General features: G+C 55.0%; 18 protein-coding genes. 12 read left to right on the top strand and 6 right to left on the bottom strand.

What is annotated here, in order from left to right; genetic code table 11:
- Nucleotides 1-19 precede the first annotated feature (19 nt).
- Genes BW919_RS01830 through selB form a run of 3 tightly spaced genes read left to right on the top strand, consistent with a single transcriptional unit; the run spans nucleotide 20 to nucleotide 2,887 of the window.
- On the top strand, nucleotides 20-841 hold the full coding sequence (locus BW919_RS01830; RefSeq protein WP_157665871.1) for a methanogenesis marker 8 protein: 822 nt from the start codon (nucleotides 20-22) through the stop codon (nucleotides 839-841).
- A 6-nt stretch (nucleotides 842-847) separates the two neighbouring features.
- Nucleotides 848-1,498 carry a hypothetical protein gene (locus BW919_RS01825; RefSeq protein ID WP_088335229.1) on the top strand — a complete coding sequence of 217 codons (651 nt, stop codon included), beginning with the start codon at nucleotides 848-850 and terminating at the stop codon, nucleotides 1,496-1,498.
- Between the two features lie 9 nt (nucleotides 1,499-1,507).
- Entirely contained in the window at nucleotides 1,508-2,887 is a 1,380-nt protein-coding gene (gene selB, locus BW919_RS01820) for a selenocysteine-specific translation elongation factor (RefSeq protein ID WP_198324637.1), read from the top strand.
- Between the two features lie 84 nt (nucleotides 2,888-2,971).
- On the opposite strand, the gene BW919_RS01815 is transcribed toward selB, so the two are convergent.
- Nucleotides 2,972-3,655, bottom strand: coding sequence for a hypothetical protein (locus tag BW919_RS01815; RefSeq protein ID WP_088335227.1), 684 nt, complete (start codon nucleotides 3,653-3,655; stop codon nucleotides 2,972-2,974).
- 156 nt (nucleotides 3,656-3,811) lie between these two features.
- On the opposite strand from BW919_RS01815, the gene BW919_RS01810 reads away from it, so the two are divergent.
- The 4 genes from BW919_RS01810 (at nucleotide 3,812) to BW919_RS01800 (ending at nucleotide 9,713) form a co-directional block, all read left to right on the top strand.
- Nucleotides 3,812-6,379, top strand: a complete 2,568-nt coding sequence (locus BW919_RS01810) for a tRNA(Met) cytidine acetyltransferase TmcA (RefSeq protein WP_088335225.1) — start codon at nucleotides 3,812-3,814, stop codon at nucleotides 6,377-6,379.
- A 1,466-nt stretch (nucleotides 6,380-7,845) separates the two neighbouring features.
- Complete coding sequence (locus tag BW919_RS08085; RefSeq protein WP_257789226.1) at nucleotides 7,846-7,971, top strand: hypothetical protein; 126 nt, start codon at nucleotides 7,846-7,848, stop codon at nucleotides 7,969-7,971.
- A gap of 187 nt (nucleotides 7,972-8,158) precedes the next feature.
- The gene (locus tag BW919_RS01805) at nucleotides 8,159-8,896 is read left to right on the top strand and encodes a tRNA 2-thiocytidine biosynthesis TtcA family protein (protein WP_088335223.1); all 738 of its coding nucleotides are present in this window, start codon (nucleotides 8,159-8,161) and stop codon (nucleotides 8,894-8,896) included.
- Nucleotides 8,897-8,954: 58 nt separating this feature from the next.
- Entirely contained in the window at nucleotides 8,955-9,713 is a 759-nt protein-coding gene (locus BW919_RS01800) for a sulfite exporter TauE/SafE family protein (RefSeq protein WP_088335221.1), read from the top strand.
- Here BW919_RS01800 and BW919_RS08075 read toward each other — a convergent pair.
- Nucleotides 9,691-9,897 (bottom strand): universal stress protein, encoded by a 207-nt coding sequence (locus tag BW919_RS08075; protein ID WP_198324636.1) that lies wholly within the window; start codon nucleotides 9,895-9,897, stop codon nucleotides 9,691-9,693. The two genes, BW919_RS01800 and BW919_RS08075, sit on opposite strands and share 23 nt — an antisense overlap.
- A 20-nt stretch (nucleotides 9,898-9,917) precedes the next feature.
- Complete coding sequence (locus BW919_RS08070; RefSeq protein ID WP_088335217.1) at nucleotides 9,918-10,187, bottom strand: universal stress protein; 270 nt, start codon at nucleotides 10,185-10,187, stop codon at nucleotides 9,918-9,920.
- A 75-nt stretch (nucleotides 10,188-10,262) separates the two neighbouring features.
- On the opposite strand from BW919_RS08070, the gene BW919_RS01785 reads away from it, so the two are divergent.
- Nucleotides 10,263-11,054: a sulfite exporter TauE/SafE family protein gene (locus tag BW919_RS01785; protein ID WP_088335215.1), complete on the top strand. Its 792-nt coding sequence runs from the start codon at nucleotides 10,263-10,265 to the stop codon at nucleotides 11,052-11,054.
- 4 nt (nucleotides 11,055-11,058) lie between these two features.
- Here the strand turns inward: BW919_RS01785 and BW919_RS01780 are convergent, their stop codons facing one another.
- From BW919_RS01780 to BW919_RS01770, 3 genes are all read right to left on the bottom strand, one after another.
- A complete protein-coding gene (locus tag BW919_RS01780; RefSeq protein WP_088335213.1) occupies nucleotides 11,059-11,733 on the bottom strand; it encodes a DUF166 family protein in 675 nt (224 codons plus the stop codon).
- Nucleotides 11,734-11,809: 76 nt separating this feature from the next.
- The gene (locus BW919_RS01775; protein ID WP_198324635.1) at nucleotides 11,810-12,550 is read right to left on the bottom strand and encodes a TraB domain-containing protein; all 741 of its coding nucleotides are present in this window, start codon (nucleotides 12,548-12,550) and stop codon (nucleotides 11,810-11,812) included.
- 6 nt (nucleotides 12,551-12,556) lie between these two features.
- Nucleotides 12,557-13,210, bottom strand: a complete 654-nt coding sequence (locus BW919_RS01770) for a 2-phosphosulfolactate phosphatase (RefSeq protein WP_232452924.1) — start codon at nucleotides 13,208-13,210, stop codon at nucleotides 12,557-12,559.
- A gap of 39 nt (nucleotides 13,211-13,249) precedes the next feature.
- Between BW919_RS01770 and BW919_RS01765 the strand changes: the two genes are divergently transcribed.
- From BW919_RS01765 to BW919_RS01750, 4 genes are all read left to right on the top strand, one after another.
- Nucleotides 13,250-14,017, top strand: a complete 768-nt coding sequence (locus tag BW919_RS01765) for a putative RNA uridine N3 methyltransferase (protein ID WP_088335207.1) — start codon at nucleotides 13,250-13,252, stop codon at nucleotides 14,015-14,017.
- A 159-nt stretch (nucleotides 14,018-14,176) separates the two neighbouring features.
- Nucleotides 14,177-14,557 carry a hypothetical protein gene (locus BW919_RS01760; protein WP_088335205.1) on the top strand — a complete coding sequence of 127 codons (381 nt, stop codon included), beginning with the start codon at nucleotides 14,177-14,179 and terminating at the stop codon, nucleotides 14,555-14,557.
- A gap of 141 nt (nucleotides 14,558-14,698) precedes the next feature.
- Nucleotides 14,699-16,444 (top strand): hypothetical protein, encoded by a 1,746-nt coding sequence (locus BW919_RS01755; RefSeq protein ID WP_088335203.1) that lies wholly within the window; start codon nucleotides 14,699-14,701, stop codon nucleotides 16,442-16,444.
- A gap of 62 nt (nucleotides 16,445-16,506) precedes the next feature.
- Nucleotides 16,507-22,779: a cobaltochelatase subunit CobN gene (locus tag BW919_RS01750; RefSeq protein WP_088335201.1), complete on the top strand. Its 6,273-nt coding sequence runs from the start codon at nucleotides 16,507-16,509 to the stop codon at nucleotides 22,777-22,779.
- Nucleotides 22,780-22,815 lie beyond the last annotated feature (36 nt).

Raw genomic sequence — 22,815 nt, 5'->3', positions numbered from 1 at the left:
TCCCCCGGAGGGTGTCGAGGTGACGAAGTACGAGCACGTGATGGAGTGCCTGGGGAAGACACCGGTACGGGTGATCTGGAAGGACGGGAACGTGAAGGTCCACGCCGAAGGTGACCCCTTGATCGAGCGATGTCCCCTGATGCGTCGCCGGGAGGGCTTCAGCAAGTTAACTAGGGAGACGGCCGAACGCCATGTCCTTAACAAGGTCAACGAGGTGGGTATGTTCACCCCGAAGCGTAGGATCCGATCTTGCCGTCGCTATACCCCGTTCGGGGTTTCCGAGACACTGATGACGTGTCTACAACATAGGCTCATCGACGCTGCCGTAATAGTCTCTGACTGTGCCGGTACGGTCGTCACCGACAAGCCTACGATCGTTCAGGGTCTTTGCGGCGAAATCTCTGGGATCCGGGATACGGATCCCATCCCCGAAGTCGTAGACAGGTTAGAGGAATCCGGCTGCTTGGTACTAGGGAAAATCGATCAACGTGAAGGTGTCGAGATAGCGCTGGAGGGGAGGCGAAGGTTCGTCGCCGTAACCGTTGCGGACGCCGGAGAGGCTGAGACCATTCGAGAGGAGTTCGGTGACGATGTACTGATAGCCGCGGTACACACTACGGGAACCGACGAGGAGGATGCCGAACGACTGGTGCAGTATTGCGATATAATCACCGGCTGCGCCTCGAAGACCGTGCGACGTGCGGTCGGACGTAGGTACATATTAAAAGCCGGTAGCCAGATTCCAGTCTACGGGATCACTCCCGCCGGAGCCGAGGCTCTGTGGCTTAACGTCCGAGAACTTCTCGGGGACCTCAAGCTCGAAGTACGTCACCTTGGGTGAGCGACGTTGAATCCGGCGACGGCAGAACTGTGGACGTACCTTCTCGTCCTAGCGTTTTCCTACGGGACATCGTACCTGATCGTAGCGTGCGGAAGGATGAAATACCTACTCGCTTTCGGTGTGGCCTTACTGTTCGCCAACATGCTGCTGTGGATCCGTATATTCGATGCGAAAGCTCGCAGCAGTTCTCCGCCCGTGGGTGCGGAGATCATACGCGTTAAGAGGTCTCTCAAACTTTCGTTCGCGATCCTAGGGTTGCAGTTCACGGAGATCGCGTCCATACCCGGCCTTCTAATGGCATTCACCGCCCTCCGGCGTAAGGTGTTTTATTTTATGGATATCACAGAGTTCAAGGCGTTGGTCTACGGTACGCTCATAGCCTTGGTGACCCTACCTTGCGTCATCGCCTTCAGGAAGCGGCATTATCACTTGGTCCTCATGGGAATGCCCATCGATATCGTGGTGTCCGTTCGGAACACGTTCCGCCGTGTATGTGCCATCGATGCCGTCCTACCTATCCCGATAGTAGTCGCCTACGTGCTGCTGGCAAAGGGTGGGTTAGGAGGTGAAGACATTTTCACAGCGGCTGCAGTAGCAGGGACCTCGTCGCTTTTTAATCGGGCGAAGGTGCGATATTTCTTCGACGAAGGGTGGTGATGCAGCGCCGTGCCTATAGTACATGTTGGACTGTTCGGGCACATCGACCACGGCAAGACGGCACTCGCAGCGCAGCTGACCGAGAAGCCTTCCACGGCGGCGTTGGATAAACACCCGGAGGAGAAGGAGCGTGGTATCACGATAGACCTGGGGTTCTCCAGCTTCGAGCTCGGTGATTACACCGTCACACTGGTAGATGCCCCGGGCCACGCCGATCTCATCAGAACCGTGGTGGCCGGGGCCGAAATAATAGATGCCGCGATCCTGGTTGTAGCGGCCGATGAGGGTCCTCAGGTACAGACCGGGGAACACTTGGTGGTACTTAACCACCTGGGTATCGACCGCGGGGTCGTCGCCCTTAATAAGGTGGATTTGGTGGACGAAAAGACTGTCGAGCGTCGAATAGAGGAGATCAAACGAGTACTTCAAGGAACCGCCCTAGAAGATGCCCCAATAATACCGGTCTCCGCGAAGACAGGTGAGGGCATCGAGAATCTGAAAGACGCGTTGCTCGAGGTGCTAGAGCCTTCAGATCGTGATCTGGATTCCCCGTTTAGAATGCCGATAGACCACGCGTTCCACGTCAAAGGCGCTGGGACCGTGGTAACCGGTACCGTACTGACCGGGCGCGTTGAAGTCGGGGATGAACTGACACTGTACCCGATCGGTAAGACCGTTGAAGTGAAGTCCATTCAGAGTTTCGGGAAGGACAAGCAGGAAGCGCGTGCGGGTGATCGGGTCGGAATAGCACTACGAGGGGTCCGAGAGGAAGAGATCGAACGTGGCTTCCAACTAGCCGAGCAGGGTTCCCTGCGGGTCACTAGATACCTCGACTTGAAGGTGGAAATGGATCCTTTGTTCTCTCAATCTATCGGGCAGAAGACGATGCTGCACATACACGTCGGAATGAGGTCCGTACCAGCCCGGGTCGTGCCTCACGACGATGGGTTCCTCCTAGACTCCCTACGACCCGGCGAGTCGAGTTACCTGCATGCGAAGCTCAACGAGCCCGTTGCCGTTAAAGAGGGAGATAGGACGATCCTCGTTAAGTTGGACTTACCGCCGACAACGCTCCGTATAGCGGGTTCCGGGCTCGTGGAAGGTACCTCGAAGCGCGAGACATTCAAGCGCGTCTCCAGACGACGTGGGCGCGTTACTAGGGCTGACCATATGGGGAAGGGTTTAGCTGTCGTCGATGGATTAGCTCTAAACAAGGAGCACGCCAAGCGCCTAGTGGGCGAGAGAGTCAGTACGGAAGGAGGAGTCGAAGGGAAAATCGTTGATACTCACGGTACGCGTGGGGCCGTACTCGTAGACTTCGATGGAGAGGTTAAGACGGGAGAGCGGGTCGTTCTGGAGCGGGTTAGGAACGTCAAAATAGTTCTCTAATCTAACCTCACTTACCCTTTAAGGGTGTTCTCGAAGTATCAGCGCTGGAACGTCTCTTCATAAGGTCCGCTCCCGAGGGGTTCATCACTCGAAGTACCTCTTAGCGGTCCTTAGAGTCTCCTCCGCTTCCTCCTTCCCCGCGATTCCCACAGCCACGGCGTCCGCGTAACGCGCTGCGTACGGTAGTCCTTCCTCCGGCGGTAATGACCCCGCCGCCAATACTTTCTTCGCTATCACAGTCCGATCAGTTTCGGCCAAGAGCTCTTCGACAACTTTCTGGTCACCCATGAACGCCCCAACTGGGTTCATAGGAACCATGTACACGTCTGCCGTTTTTCTATCTTCCCATCTAGGGAGCGTCTCATCCGGTCGGTGCGTTGCGATCCCGACCGGAACATCTAACCGGCCTCTGATTTCATTCAGCTTGGCAGACACTTCTTCGACGTCCTCACCATCGACACAGCTAGCGTGAAGGAGCACCGCACGAAGGTTCAGGTCTTCCAGCATCTCGAGCTCCTCCTCCAAGTTCCTCAGTCCCACTACCGCCACGACGTCCAGATCTGGATCCACGTCCCTCAGCGCCTCGATAATGACTGGATCCGCCAGAGCTTGAACACCCGTAACTCCGAGCTCTTCGGCGCAGTACTCTAGCAGTGTGACGATGTTTTCAGGGCAATGGTAGAAGGTGCGTCGGTATAGGAAGGCCCGATGCCCGAACTGACCAGCTCCTAGGAACGGGGAGGTTCCCACCATGATCCTTGGGATCAACCCTGGTCCCCCGAGGAAAAGCGGGTCAGTAGCGCGGACCCTCCCCATTGGACTTCGGCCCGAGGTCCGTCTTCATCCCCAGGTGGAGCGTACCGTCTCGGGCTTTAAGTCGAATCCCGCCATCAAGTGGGGATAGTGCGGCAAAGGGGGCTCGGAATGCCGGACAAAGTGGAAGTGTTCTTCGACGAGGGAGTACTGGACTTCGCGGACGTCGATGAGATCGTGCTAGACGTTGGGGAGGAAGCCCTCGCCGAGGCCTTAGTCCACAGACACCGAAGGATGATCGTGTTCCAGGGTGATGAAGGGAAAGCGGAGGCTGCGGGTGTCGTGACGGCGGGAGCCGCGGACGTCCTTTTCGACGTCCGGGATAGGCCCATTTCCGTCCTGTATGTGACTGACAGCCTCAAAGAGGACACGTACGCCTATGAGCGTTACGAGAAGTTTCGCCGCGTCTTCGAGGGATTCGCCGAGGAAGCAAACTTCGAGTACGAGTTAGAGGCACTCACTTTCGGCAGCTCCAAACGGGCGCTCGGTACCACCTGGGATCTCATGGTGATTGACCTATCCTACGACCTGGATCCGGACGCTATCGGTCGTCTCGTCGAAACAGTTCGAGGAGGTGGTCTCGTAATCTTCCAGACTCCACCCTTCGACCGCTGGAGGAACATGTGGACGGCCTTCCACAAGAGCTTAGTGACACCGCCTTACACGCTCGACCACGTCGGCAAGCGTTTCAACCGGCGGTTCATAAGGAAGCTGAAGGAGCATGACGGCATTTGGATAGTGAACACGGATGAGTGGACCGCAGATCCCGAACCGTCGGAAGATGTCGACCTCGAAGTGAAGGTCAAACGTCGAGAACGGCCAGATCTCGATCCACCGGACGACGCCGTGCTCCCCGACGAGCTCTACCGGATGTGTGCGACCGAGGATCAATTTCGGGCCCTGATTAGGTTCGAAGAGCTGTTGGAGTCGAACGGCAAGACCGCCCTGATCCTCACGGCGGACCGAGGGCGAGGCAAGTCAGCGCTTCTCGGAATCGCCGTGACAGGTGCGGGCGTCACGACCGACGTGTACGACGTCGTGGTTACGGCGTCCGAGCCCGAGAACGTCGCCGTACTCTTCGAGTTTTTACTCAAAGCATTGCGTGAGCTCGGTGTCGAGTACGATGTGGAACGGGACGACAAAGGGAACATCGTGTACGTAGAAACCGACGATTTCGTGGTCGAGTACGAGCAACCGTCCGAAGCCTCCGAGATCGAGTGCGACCTGATGGTAGTCGACGAAGCCGCATCGATTCACGTTCCCATCCTGGAGAGGATCCTGGACAACAACGACAAGGTGGTCTACTCTTCCACCATCCACGGCTACGAAGGTGCGGGCCGCGGATTCTCGGTGAGGTTCCTCCAGAACGTCCGCAGGAGACAGGACGTTCGCTTGATAGAGTTCAAGATGCACGAGCCGATCCGCTACGATCCGGACGACCCCATCGAACGATGGTTATTCGACACGCTCCTCCTGGACGCCGAGCCCGCGGATCTCGACGAGAGTGACCTGAAATGCGTGAAGGAAATGAAGGTCGAGCTAGAGAAGCCGGACCTGAGGTACTGGTTCGAGGATCCTGAGGGTGAAGATGAGCTACGCCAATTCATCGGAATCTACGTGATGGCACATTATCGTAACCGGCCCAGCGACGTGATGGTGCTCGCCGACGCTCCGCACCACGAGGCCTACGCCCTCAAAACCGAGACCGGTAAGATCGTCACCGCGCTCCAGGTAGCCCGTGAAGGCTCCATACCCAGAGACGTGATCACCAAAATGCGTCGCGGTTACCGACCGCCGGGCAACGTGATCCCAGATTTGATGGTTCAACACCACGACGCGCTGGAGTTCCCGCGAATGAAGGGGCTCAGGATCGTAAGGATAGCGACACATCCTGACGTCATGAGGCATGGCCTTGGCTCTCGAGCCATGAAGGAACTGGTAAACATAGCGAAAAAGAAGAACTACGATTGGATAGGAACGGGGTTCGGAGCCAACGAAGAACTTACCCGATTCTGGTTGCGTAACGGTTTTGTTCCTGTGCACATCAGCCCCAACCGCAACCCCGTAAGCGGAGAATACTCCGTCGCCGTTATCCGGCCGGTCTCTGAGGAAGCCGAGGAGATCATCAACCGAGCGAACTTCGAGTTCAGGATCAAACTGGCAAACTGGCTAGGCGAAACACATCGAGACCTTGAGCCTGAGGTAGCCCGACTGCTCTTCGAACCCATGTCGTCCTTGAAGTACCAGCCGACGCTAACCGAGGGTCAACTTAAACGGCTCGAAAAGTACGCGGATATGGTCCACACGTACGAGATCGCTGCCGACGCGGTACGGGAACTGGCGAAAGCGTACTTCTTGGACACCGAGGACAGGCCGGAGCTGTCCGAGGAGGAGGAATTGCTGCTCATCACCAAGTGTCTACAGCGTTGGGAGTGGGAGGATGTCGCGAACTTCCTGGGTGAGGAAGTACCCGATCTCATGCGATCTCTCAGGGACCTAGTAGGTCTCCTGTACGAGGAATACAAGGAGGACCTACGACGAAGCGCCGCGGTCGAGGGTATCCGGAAGGCGGTAGAGCGATTGGCCGACAAGGGACTCACGGGTACCGTTATCGTGGAAGTCGAAGAGGGGGAGCCGAGAGAAGTCATCATACGTCGGGAGGACAGGTTGGAGTTGTGAGTGTACCCACGGCGCCGTATTCCCAAGGACAGTAAGCCTTTTAGTGATCAACGTGGTACCGCAGCACGAGGAGTCCTCTTGTCATTCTCCGCTTTGCTCCAACGAGATACTCCACCGGTTAGAGAGGATCTAACTTGTTTCGTTACCACTACCACGGTCTCTTCTTCACTATCACTAACACTATTCTGATGGTGTCAACACCCTCCTCGTGCTTTTACGTGCGCGATACATATGATCGGATCCTATTGTTAGAAAAATCCGTTATTAACAGTGAAGAAAGAATGTATCCCAGTTACCACTACTAAAGGGGTTATCCAAACTTTGAACCTTAATTATACTGTACGATCATTATACGATCAAAAACTTCCGTCTTTATACCTTATATATCAAAATTCCACCATACTCCAAAACTAGTGATAGGGCATCAAGCTTCATGTCTATCGAAAATAATAAGTTAATATTTGAAATCGGTTCTCAACTTATCGAAAGTATAACGTTACATCCGAAACACACGTACACAGTATTTAAGCTCTCATCCAATATACCATTAATACCTACATCAACGGATTTCGACGTCGGCACCATTTTAGACTTAACATAGTTAAGGGAAGAAGGACCTACGCATTCGTGGATACAAGAGCTGAACCTCAGGTTCTTCCATTTACCTCCTGTCCACTTCTAATGTCTAAAGCATTAAAAGAACGTACTTCTAAATATGTCAAGATTATTTCTAAATACGCTATCGAATGGATATTACATGTGCTGGATTTTATCTTCGGAATTAATGTTAATGGAGATTTTGCAACATTCTACGTCTACAGATTTTCGCTAGTAGTATATGGTACTAATTCCAATGAGTTAGTAACCGCATTTATCAAACTCTCTAATGGGGAAATAAATAGGTACAATCGCAAACTGCTAGAATTTTTAAATTTCATTAAATCTATTATCTGTGGCAATTTCTTGAGCTGAAACTATTTCTAACCACGCCGTGAAGCGTTCAAACTCGAACATATACTAGAAAAGTTAGATATAATTCACGTCAGACCAATCAAGTTATTGCTACATGCTTCCGGGAATGAGCCAAATGGGTCATATAGATAGACTAAGCTGTGCGACTCTAGTATATGTACTAATATGCGAACTGATATGATTGCTATCTTGACTGGTTTGATCTAATGTTCGATCACTAGTGAATTTATTCGTGAGACTCTTATCAGGTGAACCTTTGTGGGGCAGGCCGGACACAGTTATTGAAGAAGTATTGGAAACAGTACATTTAAGCGTTGAAATTCCGTTAATTTAGGAATCCACGAAACGTTTGGTAAGTGAGCTCTTTGAGTTGCCAGGATCGTTATCGGGTGGATTGTACGGTTTATTGAAGGGTATGAATATCGATACGATAATTGATATAACGATACGTCACGCCCTTTACACGATCTTACCGTTGCCCGGTGGGTGTATCCGTGCATTCGCTCGATAGTTCCGCCGACCCGAGGCGTTGGACTAACGTGAACGTGGTCGGAAACGCTTTCTCGTGGCTCGGAGGGCTGGTGTTGAGCACGTTAGTAGGCGACGCGATTTGGGACTAGCAGGTGCGTGCACTGGGACTAGCGGAGAAGCGTGGGGAAATAGAAACTACCTTAAAGCCTCTAAGTGAGTAGCGACGGACCAAAAAGCACCGCTTGAGGATACTGGAACGACGTTCCTGACGGGATTCACAACGCTGCGCATTTCGTCGCCAGTCGTCGTCTCAAAGTGCTAGCGGGGTTTCTTAAGTTGTCACATGCGTTCAGCGACCCTGCACAGGTAATCGAGGACAAAATCGAGGAATGCGTTAGGAGGTCAGGTCATCCGCGTCCGGGTTCCAGAGTCCTGGTGGCTATGTCGGGTGGTAAGGACAGTTTCGCGGTGGCGTTCGGTCTGAAGAGACTCGAAGATGAGTACGGGTGGGAGGTAGAGGGAGCTCACGTGGCCCCGACGGTGGACGGTGAGAAAATCAGCGCTTGGAGTGTCGTCGAGAAGCAGGCGAACATATTGGGTATACAGGCACACCTCCTGGAGCCGAAGACGGACGTGCTCGACCTCAAGAGGGAGATGAGCGCTCGCAAGGTCTGCTACGCGTGCCGTACACTTCGGAGGATCGAGCTCGGTCGACTCGCGGAAGACGAGGGGTTCGATTATATCGCCTTGGGTCATACGCTAGACGACGCGGCGACTACCGCAATACTCTCGCTGCTCACAGGCGCCGAACGGTTGAAATTGCTGTGGTACACGGGAACGTGGCGTGAGGGACCCAGACTCGTCCGACCGTTAGCTCGCTGTCCAGAGGCCGTCACCAAGGCGCTGTCTGAGGAGTTAAAAGTCGATACCGTAAGGACGGAGGACGTGTGTCCCTATGCCGGAGGGCTTCGAGATGAGGTGAAGGGGTTTCTCGATCGGTTGGAACGCGAGTGGATCCCTCACGTTAAGGGAAACGTTGTAGGGACGGCCCTGAGGACGCTAAGAGGGCGATAACGTCATTAAGTAACGTCTCCTCCGAGCGCGCAGAGCGCGGAGGGGAAGAAGTTTCACTATGATACCGGACCCGTCAACAATGCTGTATCTCGGGATAGGCAGTCTCGTAGGGTTAATTTCCGGAATGTTCGGCGTCGGTGGGGGTTTCCTACTAGTACCACTCCTGAACTCCACCGGAATGCCCATGCATCTGGCTCTGGGCACTACGCTGTTTGCTATAAGTCTCGGCGGGTTCACCGGAGCTTACAAGCACCTTCAAGAGGGCAATGTACACGTCGGCGCGGCACCGGTCTTCGGGTTAAGCGCGATCGTTGGGGCGCAGGTAGGGAGCTACCTGGCGTGCCTAGCTTCCGAGCACGTGCTCAAAGTAGCGCTTGGGGTAGCGTGCTCCGCAATGGCCCTCAGGATGGCGTTCGATGGGGAGATCGAGGAAAAGAACGAGATCCGCGATAACACCGTGATAGCGTCGCTCACGGGTTTCGGCGTGGGTGCTTTCAGCGGTTTCACCGGGTCAGGGGGCGGCGTGCTTTTCGTCCCGGTAATGGCGTCGATCTTGAACTTCCCTACCATGATCGCCGTAGGCACGTCATCCGTGATCGTACCAATCAGCGCGCTGGCGGGAGTCGCTCAGTACTGGATGGAAGGGTATGTGAACTTCTGGGCCGCACTGGCCGTAGTTGTCGGAATGTTAATGTCGTCATACGTGGGGGCGGAGCTCTCCAACAAGATCGGCGGTGAGAAAGTCAAGCGGGCGTTCTCGGTGGTGTTAGCCATCGTAGGGGCCAAGATGACGCTCAACGGTCTGCTCTTGGCTTAAGGACGGAGAGCCTCACGACGCTATCCTCGATTCTCTTCTCATGCTTCACCACCAAGACGTTGACGGGACTGTATCTGATCACGTTCTCCGCGACGCTTCCCAGGATCAATTTCTCTAGACCTGTCCGTCCGTGAGATCCCAACACGATCAAGTTGATCTCCTCGTCATCTTCCGCTTCCCTCACGATTTCACGCCACGGAACACCTACACGGACTTCTTCTCGATCTCCACGTCGACGCCCAATTCATTCGCCATTCGCTCTGCTCTGTTCAGTATCCCCTCCCCTCTTCCCCTCAGTTCCTTAAGCACCGTCTCTTTGGGAGCGAAGCCAGTAAGCTCGTCCAAGGAACGCTCATCGACCACGTACATAATCTTGATCGGAAACCCGTGGTCGTGCGCGTCCAGAAGCGCCCACCTCAAGGCCAGCTCGGCTGGTTCGGACCCGTCAAACGGCACCAGGATCTTCCGAGACACGACCGCGTCCCCTTGTTCAACTAATCTCGAAACATTAAAAAACTTTTGAAATTAGAGGAGAGCAGGGCGATGTGTTTGCCCGGAATATCGGCACTCATGGCACTCGAGCTACTTGGAACTGGGTTCATAGCTGGCTACTTAGGTGGCCTCATAGGTACCGGTGGATGCGTGCTGATGTTACCCATGCTCGTGTTCCTGCTGAAATATCCCATTCCGAAGGCTATCGCCACGACAGTATTCGCGGTGGTTTGGACGGCGACGTTCGGTACGATATCTCACGCGAAACTCGGGAACATCGACTACCAAACGTCATCTATCGTTCTGGCCGCCGGTGCCATAGGTGCACTGCTTGGCTCCATAATCTTCGCCTTCATAATGAGGCACATCGGAGTGCTGCAGGTGATCCTCGGAGCGGCTTTCTTGTACGCCTCGGTGAGGATGATTTACGAGTGGATCAAGAAGATCCCTGGGTCCGATGCCGACGAGATCCCAGGTAAGCCGTCCGGCAAGGCCGCAATAGGGTTCGGCATCGGAGTCCTTACTGGGATCCTGGGACTGGGTGGAGGCTACGCCCTGGTTCCGTCATTCATCTACCTGCTGGACGCGCCGGTTCACCTCGCCGTGGGGACGTCTATGGTCAGCATGGTCCCCATGGCGACGGTCTCTGCGGCGTACAAGATGGCCCAGGGCCTAACGGACCTGATTGGAGGCACGCTGCTGGGCTTGGGCACCATTGCCGGGGTGAAACTAGGCGCGAAGACTACCCAGAAAATCGAGCCGTGGACGATCAAAGGTATATTCGGGGCGGTATTCCTGTACATATCGATGAAGTTCATCTTACGGGGGTTGGGCGTTAAGCTTCTCTGAGACGCTAGATGGGGAACTCGAACTCCCTCAAGTCGACGTCGAGTTCGATTCCGAGTGCTTCGGCCAACGCGACACCGTGTAGATACGCCGCAACGTCCTTCGACTCGAACTTACCGAACCGCGGTGCGACGCAGTGATGACAGGCCGCCAGAGCGAAGGCTCTCACGGCCTCTTCGTCCGCCGACATCCCCTCAACACGCTCGGCGGCTATCCATGTGGCACCACACGGAGCACCTCGGACTACTCGTACTTCCCGGACCCTTCCTCCGGACATCGACACCTTCAGCTTCGGTTTTCCGAACTTCTCGGCGAACCGGTCGACCTCTGGGATGCCGGTTTCAGGCAACAGGGAACACATGGTGGTCTCTGGGAAAGCGACGGCGTCGTGACTGCGCTTTATTTCCTCTCGAACCGCCGGATCAGGGGAGATGCCGTACAGTATAGGTAATTCACAAACTTCGGCCAGTGCGAGTTGCAGATCCGGATGTTGGAGGTACGAAACGACGAGGTCGAACCCCGAGTAGGACGATGGCAAGAGAGCCCTCACATAGTCTTCATCCAAAATAACGTTCTTCGGAGGCTCCTTCACTTCTAGGAACTCGACGTCGAAGTCCGACCTCGACTCTACGTTTTCCGCGGCCCTACTCCCGTATCGGTAGCCTAGGAACAGTACTCGCATCGTGGTACCCTCCGTATCCGCTCTTTAAAGAGACTTTGAATTATTCAAAAATCTTTCAATCTTCCGGTCGACCTGCTCAGCCCGCGGTCTCCTCTTCACCCTCTCCGCTCGCCGTATCCTCATCATGATGCGACGCGCTCTCCAGCTCCGCTTCTCGGAGAATGTCGAGCACTCCGTAATGGGCCGCACCTATCACGAGAACGGCTTTGGTTACGTCCTCACGGCTGTGGAGGAACTCGATCGTGTTCTCCGCGATAACCCGATTGCGCTCGTCGATCAACACTTCGGTTATTCTGGGAAAAGCACTCCTGAGCCCACGAACCATCTCCCGAGCGGCTTCCTCATCCGCGACGGATGATAGCAGGGCATCCCTGGTCTGACCCGGCCGGAGTAACGATCGTAAGACATCGATGGTCACGGAGAGCTGGAACCTCAGGAGTTCCCATCTCGAAGCTTTCATTTTTACCCTTCGGAGGACCCAGCCGATGTCCATATCCACGGGAACTATCTCAGCCTCCAGCTCCAGTGCCGCTTCGATGGCACCCTTGATGTCCTCACCTAACTCTCCTCCGACTACGCGACCTACAATGCGCTCAGCTGCGGCGATTAACCTCCCAGTGAGACCGCCGGTCCGTGATCCTGCTCGCTCACCGCGAAGTTCAGCGAGGAACGAGAGCAGCCTACCTTCACATAGCTCCACCAACACGGCTTCGGGATTTAACTCCAAAATTTTACGCCGGACCCGGTCGCCGTCCACCCCGGCGTGTGCGGTTCTAATCACATAGAGCTCTGAGCCGAACATCTCGAACCGGTCCATCAGCAACTACCGGGGCACCACCATACCGTCCTCGTAGACCGGTACGACTTCGAACTCGTCCACACGAGCGCAGAACTCGACGTCTTCGAGCCTCCCGCGTTGCTCGAGCACGTGGCCAGTCCTCGAGCCTTTGAACACCTCCTCCGCCGGAAGACCGCGGGCCATTTCCATGGCCGCTCGTGTCCTACCGTCGGCAGGTTCCCCGCATACTAAGTGCGCGATGTAGCCCGCCGTGTAGGTGTCCTCGACAGCGAGCATCCCCCGATGACCCGCCTCCACGAAGCAGGTGTCACCGGAGAGTTTCGAGGCCACGGCCGAAGCGTTCAGCAGGCTACCGATCAGCACCTCCTCGTGAACTTCTGAGGCCCGTAAAATGGCATCGGTCCCATTGGTGGTTACCATATACAATGTCTTTCCCTCAATCTCATCGGCGTGGCGCAGCAGGTCGGTCGGCGAGTTACCGTAGTCCGCGAAGTCGATCTTCTTACCATGGTGTTCCCCGATCGTGGGTCCATCCACCCGTTTGAGTTCCTCCGGGGAAGAAAGCGGCACGACCGCTTCAGCTTCCAGGGCCAGGGCCGTAACTATCGTCGAGCTAGCTCGCAGCGCGTCCACGACTACCCCTATCTCGTACCCTTCTTGAGGTTCGAGGCCGGACACTAACCGCAACTCGATCTCCCCCGGAGGGGGTGGTAGGTCGTGGTGGCTGTCGCGTTCCCGTGGAGCCTCTTTTCCGAGGAGACCGACCCGAAGATCTACACTTATCGGGTGGGGACCCTCGCGCGTGCTCTGGCTATATATCGGGTGGAGGAGGTCTATCTATACGGCGATGGTGTCGGAACCCGCAGGAACGCGGAGCGGTTACGAAAACTCTTGGAGTATCAGGAATGCCCACAATACCTTAGGAAGAGAGTATTCAGACTGGACCGTGACCTAAGGTACGCCGGAGTCATGCCGCCGCTGAGGACCCCTCACCATAAGGTCCACCCGCCGAAGGAAGGTGAGGTACGGGAGGGTTACGTCGTTAGGAGGAGTCGGAACGGAGCGCTAGTGGACGTGGGTGCCGACCGCCTCGCACGCGCCAAACGGCGCTTTAAACCACATGAACGGGTGACCGTGCGAGTAGTTTCCGAGGATCCGCTGGAGGTGGAACCGGCCGAGCCCGAGGAGTACTGGGGGTACCGAGTTGAGGTTGTGACTGGGCTTAATGAGGTGTTAAGGAAATTTAAGGATGGTATTATTGTGACTTCAAGATACGGTGAAAACGTTCGGGAAGTCGAGTTCAATACTCCGGTAAAGTGCGTGGTGTTCGGATCTGGTAAAGTGAGCGTTCTGGACGTAAATTCGGAGGTTCGAGACGAGTATCTAACGATCAACTTCGTGCCAAATCAAGGGGTGCAGGTAGTGAGGACCGAGGAGGCCGTCCACGCCACCCTTGCCGTGCTCAACTACTTGGGACTGATATAAAGACCTCCGCCGGCTCTCCATCATCACACCGGCTGTCAGCCGGGGATTACCTCGTCATCGGCCCACATGTAAGTCAGTTCGGTAACCGCACGGCGATTTATTTATTAACCGCGAATCCCGCCAGTGCAGGGAATTAGACGTGGAGGGGGGTAGTCGGAGTTGTCTGAGGTCACGAAGGAGTTCCAGAAGGATGTCGAAGAGATTAAGAGAAGGCTTCGTGAAGGTGAGCTAACGAACCTAGGAGCGGCCTTGGCGGTGGTGTTACTAGCGAGTCTTAAGGGTCAATGGATTAACGTTGATGAAATCGTTAGGGTGCTCAAAGAACTAGGATACAACGTCAAAGCCAACAGCATTAGAAGCGCACTCTACAAGGTTAGGCAGGAAGGGCTGCTGAAGTCGAAGCGTCTCGGCCGTAAGACGGCGTATTTCATCCCGGTGGACGATGACGAGACGTTAGGAGCCATCCTCCGACGCGTCACCGGAGAGGAAGTCCGGGAGAAGATAGTAGAGGAACTACTCGAGGAGATCCACGGAGACTGAACCTCCCTCTGCCCTCATCCGGAATCGTTACGAATTATAGAACGTTCAGCGCCTGAGTGGAACCTGTGGTCTTTTAGTAACATCACAATCGAAAGAAATATTAATAATGTCCCGGGACTGACGCACTAGGGGATGACTTAAGTGAGACGGTTACTCGTGATTCTGTGCTGCGTAACGGCGATGGGACCCGCCAGTGCGGTCACGCTCGAAGACGTCGACCAATGCTTGAAGGACAGCACAGCGTGGCTGGTGGAGAACCAGTTCACCGAGCAGGACGTCGGCAAGACCTACACACTTCGGGATCCAGGTGGCACCTACAACGGTAATCAGTACGAAGTCCACTTTGCGACCGAGCAGGACGGCCAACTGCAGGACGAGGGTCCGGCGTCCAGGGACTTCACGGTAGAGGACGTCGATATCGGCACGTGGCCGACCACGTACAAGGGAGACTGTCGGATAATTTACGTCAAAAAGCATAACTACTTCTCTTCAGACCACGGGCTGGAGGCGGTTAAACTGGGAGACAAGATATTGGCTCTTATTGACAACAATAAGCGCATAGTTTACGTTAAAAAGAATGATAAGTACGGATACGTCGGGTTCGGAGGCGAGCCAGGGTACTCAATTACTAAATTTACCATTCCCATGTTAGTGCTAGCTGTAGAGGAAGGAGTGACAGATGAACAGTTCAAAAATGCTGTAAAACGGGCTATTAAGTGGGTACTAACAGTCAGTAACCCACGTGGGTACTACTACCAACACTCACTCAAGGACATCAGAACAACGCTTGAAGAAAATGGGTACATCCGTACAGGATCGATCGGCGGTGTCTGCCTGTACCAACTGATTCCATTGCTAGTCGGCCGTGAGTTAGGACTTGTCGACGACGATCTATGGAACTCAGTTAAAAACGACGCCTTGTACATTATTAAAAATGCAATCCTGGCTCCAGAAGTATACTGCAGCTCGAAGCAGGACAAGAAAGATGTGCTGATAGTCGACTCGAAAAACGGGATAGCTTACTGGGTCCGACAGAGGTTGAAGGACGGCATCTGGGTTGATTACAGCGCCATTTACGACACCGCCGGCGCTGTGCTGACGCTGATACATGCCATCAAAACGGGGCTCATAAGTGAGAACGATGATGTGAACGTTGAAGGATCGACGTACAAGGTAGCTGACATAATCAAGTACGCTGTTAACTTCTTGGTGAAGCGGTTCTACGAGGGCAATGGTAACCCGTGCTTCCTGGAGAAGCAGGCGGTGGAGCAGGGCTTGTACTGGAAATCCTACTACTACCCAGTTAAGTACTCCTTCTACGCACTGTGGGCGATCCGTGAGGCTGAGAATGCGGGGTACCTGAGCGACAAGGCGAAGGACTTGCTCCACGACGCGTTGAGACGGTACGTGTGCTGGCTCTACGGAATGCAGCTCGAAAACAAGCCAGGGTACTTCCCGTACAACGAGTACATCAAGGGATCACCTGACTTCGCGAGCACGTGTGCGGCCTTACTCGGATTGTGTACGGCGGTGGATCTCGGCTACAAGGACAGCCTGACGGTTCAGTTGATAAGGAACGTCGTTAATGCGATCATCAGCCAGTACAAGGAAGCTATTGAGAATGGACTCAAGTACTACTTCTACGTGCCGACACCACAAAGCTTCTATTACCTTTACATGAGCCGGTTCTTCAAGGACCGTGAAGCCAACGAGTGCGCTTTCGCCACGGCGCACGTAGTGGCGGCGTTGAAGGCTGTAAACAACCTACCGGAGAGTGTGAAGTACGAGATATTCGGACGTGCCAGAGCCAGGAAGAAGGTACCCATGGTACCGCTAGTGATGGCGACTCTAAGCGTGCTCGCGCTGGCATCACTGCGGCGCCGGTGATCTCACTCCCCACCCAAAAACGATCTTTTTATATCCCACTATATCCCACGAGGGGGTGTCCAATGAGTTTCAAGCCGGCATTTGTAATCACGCTCGCATCCTTGATCGCGGTATCGCCCGTTCACGCCGATAAGTTGGTCATCATCACCGGGTATTGGTCCACCGGTATCCCGGCCGCGAAGGCCGCTTCTGGGTTCCCTGTGACCGTGATCGTTGAGGACGTCGTTTCCAAAGGATTGGTCTCAGAAGATCTCGTTAGGAAGGAGGTTGAATCCGCCGATACCTTGTTATTAATCCATACGACGAGTAACACAGTACTTGAAAACATTCTCAACGAGGTTATCTCGGAGTCAAAAAAACGTGTGTTTGAATTCGATAACGTTCTTCCAGTACCATCGGATGTGAAAGAGCTGAATCAAATAAAAGTTGATTGGTGCGGGTTAAAGATACCTCTCTCTATGTACGTACAGTCACGTTCCGTTCGGAACTTTCGTTCTCTTCTCTCCTATCTCCTCAATGGACATCCCGGCCCTTACCATCTATTCGACGGATGGATCGAAGGTTATGATCCTTTTAAGGATGAGATAATTCGACCGTCCGATCCGGATCCGGAAGAAGTGGCCGATCTGATCAGGCGGTATGGTAGTAAAACTGTAACCCTCGGTCACACGCGTTATCCAGTGTGGTTTGTTGAACTTCTTCGCAAACACTTACCACGCGCTGTCGCCGAAGTAATGAACAAAATGTTGGACATATTTGCTGAACACCTCAGTATCCATTACGATATCTTTGACGGTTGTTTGATTCAAATATTGCGCTTAATCCTATCACATGACGCTTCCAAAATTGAAAAGGAACGTATACCTTGTGTACTCATAGTCGTCGATACAACGAGGTTAGAAAGTGGTTGGACGGCTCCCATCCGCGAATTGTGTAGGGTGCTAATAGAGCGTGGTTTGGTACCGATAGTACTCGGTCTCCATTACGATATCCTTGACGGTTGTTTCGAGGATGTACTCTCTACTCTCGAACACGTGATATCGAAGTTAAAGCTATTTAAAGTAGAGGCGATTGCACTTCTCCCTGGTTTTTTCAAGATGCGTTCCCCAGATTCGCCGGAGATAAAGCTTCTGAAACAGCTGAATCTACCCGTGATTAAACTCGTGAGTCTACCCTGGACGATGAGTGAGTGGCAGACGTATTGGCGAACTCCGAGCGGCCTGGACTGGTCTGCCTTGTACCACATCGTGATTCCGGAAAACCTCGGTGCAATCGAAGGTATCCCCATCTCGGTTCGCGAGTGGCGTAAAGACGGTCCAGAAACGCTACTGGGTCGCGTAATGTGCATTGACGAACCTGTTCCCGAGATGATCCACATAACCGCCGACAGGATCCTCGCTTGGATAAGACTCCGTAACATCCCAAACCGGGAAAAGCGTGTCGCGATACTGTACTGGGCTTCGGAGCCGGGTAAGGAGGGTGTCGGAACGGCTTCATCGTTGGACGTGCCCGCATCGATCGTGAACTTCCTCGCATGGCTGGTTAAAGAAGGGTACCGCGTCGAGATCCCAGAGGAGCTCAAGGAGAAACTGTTGGAGTACGCGGACGAGATCCCGACCGATGCTCGCGGATTATCGATCAAGGAGGTACTGCTGAAGATTGCAGAGCTAGAAGAACGGGCGGAAAAGCTCGCCCAAAAGGGTAAGTGGAAGGAAGCCCTTGATCTATACTACAAGGCCTACCTTCTCGTAAGGCCACTCGCCGATGCGCTAGGGCGCCTCATGGTGGAGGAGGGCTCCAACATCGGTTCGTACATACTGAGGCGTGTGAGCGTGGAAGGTCACAAGCTCGTTCTCCGACTACTTGCCTATGAACACGGTCGGTTCGTGGAGCGGGATCAGGAGATCCGATACCTGTACCTGTTGCCGCTCGACGAGTACCTGAAATGGTACCGGTCGCTACCCGAGGAAGCCAGGTTGTGTGTGGAGAAGGGTGTCTTCGGGTACCTAGAGGCGGTGCTGCTTCAAATCCGAAAGTACGGTCCGATTACCGATCCGCTGAAGTTACGGGTCATCGTCAACGGTCTGAGGTCTCTCGTATCTTACGTAGCGGGTCACCTGCAATACCTGGACGTTCCCGAAGAGGCGAAAGAACAGTTCCGGCGGGACGTGGAATCACTGGTGGATGCCGTCATCGATGCATTAACGGACCCGAAGAAAGTGGGACGCGCCCTCGAGCTGTGCAGGTCACTCTATGCTAAGTGGAGCCGAGTCGAGGCTTTCTACGGTTGGTTTACGGGCTGGGGACCGCCAGAGCGCTCCCGGTACCTCGTTGAGATCGACGGGAAAATGTACTTCGTGATACGGGGGATCAACTTCGGAAACATTATCGTAGCGCCCCAGCCCGCCAGAGGATACTACGTCGGGATCAGCGTCGCGTACCACTCTACCGTACTTCCACCCTGCCACTACTATCTGGCCTGCTACTACTACTTCACCCTGGTGTTCCGGGCGCACGTGATCGTGAATACGGGTAAGCACGGGACGTACGAGTGGTTGCCGTACAAGCCCCTATTCATGTCTTGGTGGGACTTCCCACAGATATGCATCCAAAACGTGCCCCAAGTCTACCCGTATTACGTTGCGGACCCGTCGGAGGCTCTGGTGGCGAAGCGCCGCGGCTGGGCCGTGATAGTGAACTACCTGCCGCAATCTCTGGCTAAAGAAGAACTCACCGGCGACATGGGTCGACTCCTAAAACTGCTGGAGAGGTATCAGTCTTCCCACCTGAGCTATTTGAAGCCGGCGATTTTGGAGTTAGTGAAGAAGACGCGCGCCTACGAGCTGCTGAACCTGAGCTCGCTGGAGGCGTTTGAGAGGAGATTCGACGAGAACTGTGCTAAGCTGTACTTCCTACTGCACGACCTGGAGGAACACGAGGTGGTTCCGATCGGCCTCCACGTGTTCGGGATGCCGCCGATCGGAGAGGATCCAGTAGGCACCATGGCCAGCTTCGCGGCGAAGGTACTACTAAATGAGGTCATGGGGTCACTGGACTACTCCAAGGCTTTGAATGTATGTCGCGAAGTGATCGAGCGGCCTGAGACGCGGGACGTCGACGACTTACATCGTGAGGCAGCCCGGATCGTTGAATTACTCTTCGAGAGTGCGCGGCTCGAACGTGTGAACTTCCTCAACGCGCTAAGCGGTGGCTATGTGCCGCCGGGTTTCAACTCTAGTCCTTTCAAACAGCTCGACGCGTTACCTACCGGCCGGAACGCGTGCATGTTCGATCCCAGGAAGTGGCCTGACTGGATCTCGATCAACGTAGCATACACGGTTGCGATCCCGCTACGTACTGTCACTAGGAAGGTGGTGGCCTTCGACTGGGCGACGGATAATATCAACACCAGGGGACTGCCGATCGCTGTTCAGATGCTCCTGTTGGGTGTACTCCCACACCGTAACTCGGATTGGATCGTGACGGGCGTCGACCCATCCCTTTGTATGAACCCCAGCGGCGTGTTCTATACCAGACGATTCGGTCAAATTCTAGTCGTAGGTCGCATCGTCCAGATGGAACCGCTCGGACTTGACGCTATTCGCTTGGTACTCGAGCCTCCGACGGGTGGTCAACATATCGAGGTGCGGTGCCCGATCAGCATACTACCAATACCGCTCCACTTGGGCGACGAGGTCATGGTGCTAGGCACACTGGTGCCTACAGGCGGTCACGTGGAAGTCGTCAACGCTAGGGTTCTCTCTGAAGAAGATGTTAAGGGAATCGAGGACGAGGTACTCACACCCACACAACTCCTTGCCGTCGGACGGGCGTTCGGTAGACTTCCAATCCGCGGTAGGGTCGATCGGGTGGAGGGGCGGTGGATTATCCTAACGGACGGGCGTACGGAAGTCCGGGTTCGGATCGACGAGGGGCGTGTGCCTAAGGAGGGAGAAGTAGTCACCGTGATCGGCACGATAATGCTCGTGGGAGACAGACCGGTGATCTCGGCCAGCTTGGTATTGCGGCGGGTTCCACGTCGGCTTACTGATGTGATCGTTACTGGTACTTCGTGCTTCCGAGACGTGTTCGCACACAACATCCTTACGGAATTGTTCTTGGGCAGGGTGGCGGCGATCCTGGCCGCCGAACCCTATCTAGCACGACTACTCGGTCACAGCTCACTTATCGTCGGCGACGTGGACGAAGTTCTGGAGATCTGTGATCCAGAGGAACATCCAGTACACTGCGTTCGTCGGTGGCTTCGCGAGATCGTGGAGCGATTATCCCAAGGTGAATGGGAGAACCCTATCCACGAGACGGTACTACACGTGTACCTGGCGGCACTGTGGCGGGCACTCACAACCCCCGATGAGGAGTTGGCTCGCGAGCTCGAAGAGGGGTTGAAGCGGCTCTACGACCTGATAGATGAGTTCTGCGTAGAGCACGGGTACGATTTCGAATCCGTCGTCAACACCGCGTCCTCCCTCGCCGTTCTCGTGCCACCGGCCGAAAATTATCCGTTCCTGGACTGGGCCGCCGTCTACTTGGCTTTGCTGTCCTGTCGGGAGTTGAGTCGAATCTCCACTCCTGGTACCGATCTTCCTTCGAACGGCGGGATCATCACAGGTTGGATCGATCAGATTCGTGGAGTTCCGGACGAAGATCTCCCGTTGCTCGCCGCGTTCAACGTGTTCTGTCAAGCACCCGGTGACTACACGAACGTGATCGGTAAGACGATCGAGTCCGGAGAGTTTCTGCTGGAGGATCGGTTGAACCTCGCGATGAGTTGGATATCCGGTCTCAGCTACGTCTACGGGCCGAAGTATTGGGGAGCCAGCTTCCCGCTCCTCCTCGCGTTGAACCTCGCGGCGCCCGACCGCACGCTTCATACGATGGTTTCGTCCGATGAAAAGGCCACGTTCTTCTACGACGACTGCATTTACGCTTTCGAGGGCGGTTTGAGGCTGGCCGTAAGTGCTGTCAACGGATTGCTACCGAAGCAAGAGAAGATGATCGACGCGTTAGTCCTGAACCTCAGGAACGCAGCCCTTGGCTCTTACGTAGGTGGTGATTACTCGCGGATGGCGCGCCGGCTCGCGGAGGAAATCCAGTTGATGGTCTCGGTAAACCCGAACCTGGCCCCTTGGTTACGCGATCTCTCACCACAGCTTAGCGCGGGGAGCTACTTGGCGGCTCTCCTGGCTTCGAACATGACCTCGTTATTCTCGACCGTGACCAACCGTACACTCGCCACGCTCACCGGGAACGAGATGGCCGCGTTTCGGTACTCCCTCCTCATGCCCTTCGACACCTACGCATGGTACGATCTGATGCGTACTGTCTTCAACCCGACTTACGTCCGCGGACTCAGATTCCACGGATACTCGGGCGCGATGGAACTCCTGAAACGCCTCGGTTACCTCATCCGCGGCTGGTCCACTCTTACACCTGGACTCCTCGGCTGGGAGGGCATCCTCCGCCGCACGGCCGCAACACTCGTGGAGAACCGGAACTGGCTGGCGCGATATTCTCCGGAGGGCCTGTTCTCGCTGGCGGCGTCTCTGCTCGTGATCGCGTATGACCGGGCTCAACATAAGCTTATCAACGAGGAGGTCCTCAAAAGCCGGGAGTTCGTAACCCTCGTCCGGGACGTGATCGTGCCCGAGCTCCTCCGAGGCGTCCTATGCTGCTGTCCAGGAATCTGCGGAAACCCGGTAGTGCAGCAGCGCTTCTTAGAGGCCCTCTCCCAGTACGAGGGAGTGGTCCCTAACCTCAGAGTGGCCATGGCGGTCTTTGCTACCAACTACATGAACAACCCGGAACTCGCCGCTCAGATCCTCCGGCAGCTCACCTCCACGTTTACGAGATTTACGAGAGGAACCATTCCGACGACTGCCACGGCCGCTAGAACCTCCGTTGTCCACGCCGTTAGAACATCATCGTCTCGAATCACCCAAAGTCGGGCCACCGGTAGCCTAGCGGCCACGGTTTCGGCTATGATCGTGTCGGCTCTAGCCAGTCAGGCTGCGCTCAGCGGCTCCTGTCGGGGTGTCGTCCCGGTGTCGGTTACAGGCGTCCCTCTCCGTGGTACTGTCGGCGCGAAGTCGGCTGCTACCGTCGAAGTAAACGTCGGAAGTTCGGTTGATAAGAGTAAACCCTCGCAGGGGAGACCGGCGAGGGTCTCGGTACTTCGTCGGACCTCGGCGCGATCGCCAGTCACCACTTCGGTTCCTCGCTGGATACTCGTGGCCCTCATCGTCGCGTTGCTGGCGGCGGTCGTCCTGGTCGGCACGCTGTGGAGACCGAGGATCGGGACTTCGCGAGGCTGGTGAAGAGGTTATTATCGAGAGAGTCACTAGAGGCGCCGA

This window comes from Methanopyrus sp. KOL6 (assembly GCF_002201915.1).
Lineage (GTDB): Archaea > JAADCQ01 > Methanopyri > Methanopyrales > Methanopyraceae > Methanopyrus.
This window is presented reverse-complemented; position numbering and strand designations above follow the sequence as displayed.

Excerpts from the sequence above, each read along its gene's own strand:
- BW919_RS01810 (WP_088335225.1), top strand. The coding sequence starts at position 3,812 with ATGCCGGACAAAGTGGAAGTGTTCTTCGACGAGGGAGTACTGGACTTC.
- BW919_RS01780 (WP_088335213.1), bottom strand. The coding sequence starts at position 11,733 with ATGCGAGTACTGTTCCTAGGCTACCGATACGGGAGTAGGGCCGCGGAA.
- BW919_RS01750 (WP_088335201.1), top strand. The coding sequence starts at position 16,507 with ATGAGTTTCAAGCCGGCATTTGTAATCACGCTCGCATCCTTGATCGCG.
- BW919_RS01800 (WP_088335221.1), top strand. The coding sequence starts at position 8,955 with ATGATACCGGACCCGTCAACAATGCTGTATCTCGGGATAGGCAGTCTC.
- BW919_RS01775 (WP_198324635.1), bottom strand. The coding sequence starts at position 12,550 with ATGGACCGGTTCGAGATGTTCGGCTCAGAGCTCTATGTGATTAGAACC.